Source organism: Sutterella seckii (assembly GCF_009183815.1).
Classification (GTDB): Bacteria; Pseudomonadota; Gammaproteobacteria; order Burkholderiales; family Burkholderiaceae_F; genus Sutterella; species Sutterella seckii.
In genome coordinates this window covers 1-3,932 of record NZ_WEHX01000139.1, presented here as the reverse complement: position 1 = coordinate 3,932, position 3,932 = coordinate 1, and the positions used below count along the sequence as shown (strand labels likewise).

Annotated in this window: 4 protein-coding genes; 2 read left to right on the top strand and 2 right to left on the bottom strand. The window is 59.0% G+C overall.

The window, feature by feature from the left end; translation table 11 throughout:
• The coding region (locus GBM95_RS11215) for an RNA-guided endonuclease InsQ/TnpB family protein (protein WP_152159174.1) at positions 1 to 769 on the bottom strand (769 nt) is incomplete at its 3' end.
• 79 nt (positions 770 to 848) lie between these two features.
• Between GBM95_RS11215 and tnpA the strand changes: the two genes are divergently transcribed.
• The gene (tnpA, locus tag GBM95_RS11210; RefSeq protein WP_152159173.1) at positions 849 to 1,253 is read left to right on the top strand and encodes an IS200/IS605 family transposase; all 405 of its coding nucleotides are present in this window, start codon (positions 849 to 851) and stop codon (positions 1,251 to 1,253) included.
• A gap of 575 nt (positions 1,254 to 1,828) precedes the next feature.
• Positions 1,829 to 3,679, top strand: a complete 1,851-nt coding sequence (locus GBM95_RS11200; protein WP_226963302.1) for a response regulator — start codon at positions 1,829 to 1,831, stop codon at positions 3,677 to 3,679.
• Between the two features lie 19 nt (positions 3,680 to 3,698).
• On the opposite strand, the gene GBM95_RS12815 is transcribed toward GBM95_RS11200, so the two are convergent.
• Positions 3,699 to 3,932, bottom strand: a 234-nt coding sequence (locus tag GBM95_RS12815; protein ID WP_226963290.1) for a hypothetical protein, incomplete at its 5' end; no start/stop codon positions are given.

The window sequence follows — 3,932 nt, the reverse complement described above, 5'->3', positions numbered from 1 at the left end:
AAGAGACCTTGTGAAGGTTGTCGTTGCGGGCATTCGCCACGCGCTTATGCGCGCGTGCGAGCCTGCGGCGCGCCTTCTCGCGCCGGCGGCTGCCCTTCTGTGTTCTTGAAAACTGCCGGCTTCTGCGGCGCAGCACCTTGCGGGCGCGTTTCAGATGCTTCGGATTTGCTTCCTTATGACCATTTGATTCCGTGAGGAGATCCTTGATGCCGACATCAATGCCGGTGACCTGATCCTCATAGATTTCCTTCAGAGGTTCCTTTTCAGCAAGGCCATCCTCCCAGAGCACGGCGGCGTAATAGTCGCCGGCTGTATCGACTTCAAGCGTGATGCTCTTCACCTTGCCGACGACCTCGCGATGAATTCTGGCCTTGATCGGCTCCATCTTCGGCACGCGCACGTAGTTAGGACCGACGGAGACGTTGGTGCAGTGATAGCTTGACTGCGGCCCTCTGCGGGATTTGTAGTGCGGGAAGCCCGCTTTGCCCTCAAAGAAAGCGCGGTAGCTCTTGTTGAGATTCCGCACCGATTCCTGAAGCGCCATGGAATCGTATTCCCTGAGCCATGCGTATTTCTTCGACTTCTTGGCTCTGGCGATGAGCGGCTTGATCTCGTGGATGAGGTCGAGTGAAACACCCCGCGTGCGGTAGTAATGCTTCTTCAGAAAGAGCGCCATGTTCCAGCACTTGCGGACAGCACCCCACTGCGCCCAGAGAAACGTCTCTTGTGCGGCAGTCGGGTAAATGCGGAATTTCGCGGTGTGGAGCATGTGGCGGTCAATGTAATTTCTTATTGAATAATATTATGATATTATCATAATTAAGATATGGCGGTCAAGGAGAATTCCGATGTTCGACGACTATGAAAGAGCGCGTCACAGCGTGACGAAGCTCCATGTGCATTTGATCTTCACAACGAAATACCGGCGCAAAGTGATGAGGCCGGAAGTCCTGGAAAGCGTGCTTGCTGCCCTAAAAATCGCGGCCGAAGATTTAGGCTGCGACCTTCTGGAGGCCAATGGGGAGGCGGATCACGTGCACCTGCTCGTGAGCTACCCTCCGAAGGTGAGCATCAGCGAGATGGTGAACCGCTTTAAAACTCGTTCGTCTCGAAAGATACGCGAGGAATATCCAGGGATTCTTGAAGGCGGCAAAACAGGGCTCTTCTGGTCGCGCAGTTATTTCGCCTGTTCCGTAGGCGGCGCCTCCCTGGAGGGACTTAAAAAGTACATTGAGAATCAGACAACCGATTAGCCACCATTCCTCCCCGCCCCATCCGGGGCGAGGGCTCCTGGCGGTTTTTGCTGATTCCACAGCCGTCCGCATCTGAGGCACACTTTTCCTCAGATGCGGACTTTTCCTTTTTTTCCTCTGACGCTTTTCCATGCCGGGCATTCGAGCATTCCTCTGGGTCTTTCTCTCACTCACGGTCGTCGCTGCGGCTTTGACGACCGAGCTCCCCGCGCCGGCGGCCGCTGCCCCGGGAGCAGAACCTGCGGCGACTCTCCGGCTCGGCATCATCGATGATCCCGACAATCCGCAGCAGACCGAGGTACTCAAAGAATCGGCGGAAGCGCTCCGGAAAGCGCTCCCCGGTCTGCGGATTGAGCTTTCGGCGCTCGGCGAGCTCGAGCTCCAGAAAGCCGTGCTCGACCGCAAAATAGACATGTACATGCTCTCGGCGGGCTTTCATGCCTATGTGGCCGATCTCGGCGGAGCAGACCTCATTGCTGCGCTGAAGCCCCCCCTATGCATCAGCGCCGAGCGCCGCCGCAGGTGCTGTCTTTCTTGTCCGCGCCGACGACCGGGAGCACTCGAGCCTCTTCAGTCTGCGCTCGGCGCGCGTAGCCGCGGAAAGCCCCGAATCCTTCAACGGCTGGGCAGCGGCGCTCCTCGAGGTCGCGAACGTCACGCCCTACCCGGAAGTCTTCTTCGGCAAAACCATCTTTACGGGCGAATCCGCACTCGCCGCGATTGAGCTCCTTCGAAGCGCCCGGGTGGAAACGGCCATCCTTGAAGCCTGCAGGTACGAGATGCTTCTCGCTTCCGGGCAAATCCGTCCGGACGAATTCCGCGTCGTGAGCGAAAAGCCGCAGACGGACGGCTTCCGGTGCGTGAGATCGACGCAGCTCTATCCCGGCATCGTCGCGGGCGCGAGAACCGCGGTTGACGGACAGATCAAGGAGCGCGCCGCGGAAGTGCTCTACGGTCTTAAATTTCCTTCCGCTCCCGGGTTCGAAGCATACGGAAGCGCCTCGGGCTGGAAATGGACGCTCTCGACGGACCTCCGGTCCGTCCGCCGGGTGCTCCAGCGCTTCTCCTTCGTGCCGACCGCCGCATCGCGGCTCGGCGTCACGCAGACGGTGACCCGCTACAAATTCGCGCTTTTGATCGGCTTTCTCGTTCTCGCCGGCGCCTTCACCTACAGCTATGTGGTTTCGCGCACGGTGCAGGAGCGAACGAAGAGCCTCAACGATGCGCTCGGCGAAAAGATCCGCCTCGAACGCAAGGAAAAGTCGGCGCGCGAGCGGCTTTCCCAGCTGGAGCGCGCCGGGATGGTATCCGAGCTTTCAAGCATGATTTCGCATGAACTCCGTCAGCCCGTGGCGTCCCTCATCAACTACGCCGACGGGCTTCGCGTCTATCTCGGCGACCGCGCAAAGGCGGACCCCATTCTGACCGAAGCCACCGACGAAATCATCCGGCAGGCGACGCGCGTTTCAGACATCGTGACCCGCGTGAGAAATTACGCGAAGAAGCGCGCCGGCGAGCATGTGAGATGCAATCTCTCGGAAATCACCAATCTTGCGATCGACACCTTCATTGTCGGAAGCGAATGCGAGCATGCAATTCACAGCATCACGCTTCCGGACGATGCGCCGCTTTGCTGCGACCCGCTTGAAATTGAGCTTCTCATCGTCAACTTCCTCAGAAACGCGCTCCAGGCCGTGGAGCGGAACGCCCCCGACGAGGAAAAGCGCATCGACGTGAGAATCCTTAGAGATAGCGGCTTCTGGCGGCTCGAGGTTGAGGACAATGGTCCTGAGATCCCCGACGAGACGCTTCGCGACCTCTCGCACCCGGTTTCGAGCGACAAGCTTGAAGGCCTCGGCCTCGGGCTTTCCCTCTGCCGCGTCATCGCGGAGAGACACACCGCGAGGCTCGGCTTCCGCCGCGCCCTGCCCACGGCCTCATCGCCTCCCTTTCCATTCCTGCTGCCGAAGAGAAGTCTGACGCAGACAATTGACATGCCGACATTTCCCTCCCCCGACTTCTACTGCCCGCTCGCCCGAATCGTCGACGATGAGGAGACCGTGCGCAATTCCGAATCCTTCACGCTGCGGGTCGCCGGCATTCAGACCGTCGTCTACGAGAGCGCAGAAGACTTTCTCGAGCACGACGACATGCGCCATCCGGGCTGCGTGGTGCTCGACGTCCGCATGCCGGGCATGAGCGGACTGGAGCTCCAGGAAGAGATGACGCGGCGCGGGATCGACCTCCCGATTCTCTTCATTTCCGGCCACGGCGACATTCCGATGGCGGTAGCGGCCCTCAAGCGCGGTGCGCACGACTTCTGCGAAAAGCCAGTTGCGCCCGACAAATTCCGGGCGGCCGTTCGCGAAATGATCCTGAGTTCACGGGTCGTTTTTAGGGCTACAGATCCCGTAAGCGTTTCGTGAGTGAAGAACTGCATCCAGGTCAGTTAACAGACTGACGCGGCAAGCTGACGCTCGATTTGATCCGAGCAAGTTTGTAGAAGTCATTCTGCTTCTTGGTGGCTTCCATGGGCACCACGAGATCCTCATAAATCTTGGCTTTCTGGTTTCGCATGACAGTCAAGAAGTCGTCGAGGCTATAAGGAGAGCTGCGCAACAGTTGCTGTAAGTGCCTGAGTACGATCGTACTGCAGAACACCATCAACAGGTGACCTCG

Bases quoted from the DNA above. Each gene is read 5' to 3' on its own strand.
- tnpA (WP_152159173.1), top strand. From the start codon at position 849: ATGTTCGACGACTATGAAAGAGCGCGTCACAGCGTGACGAAGCTCCAT.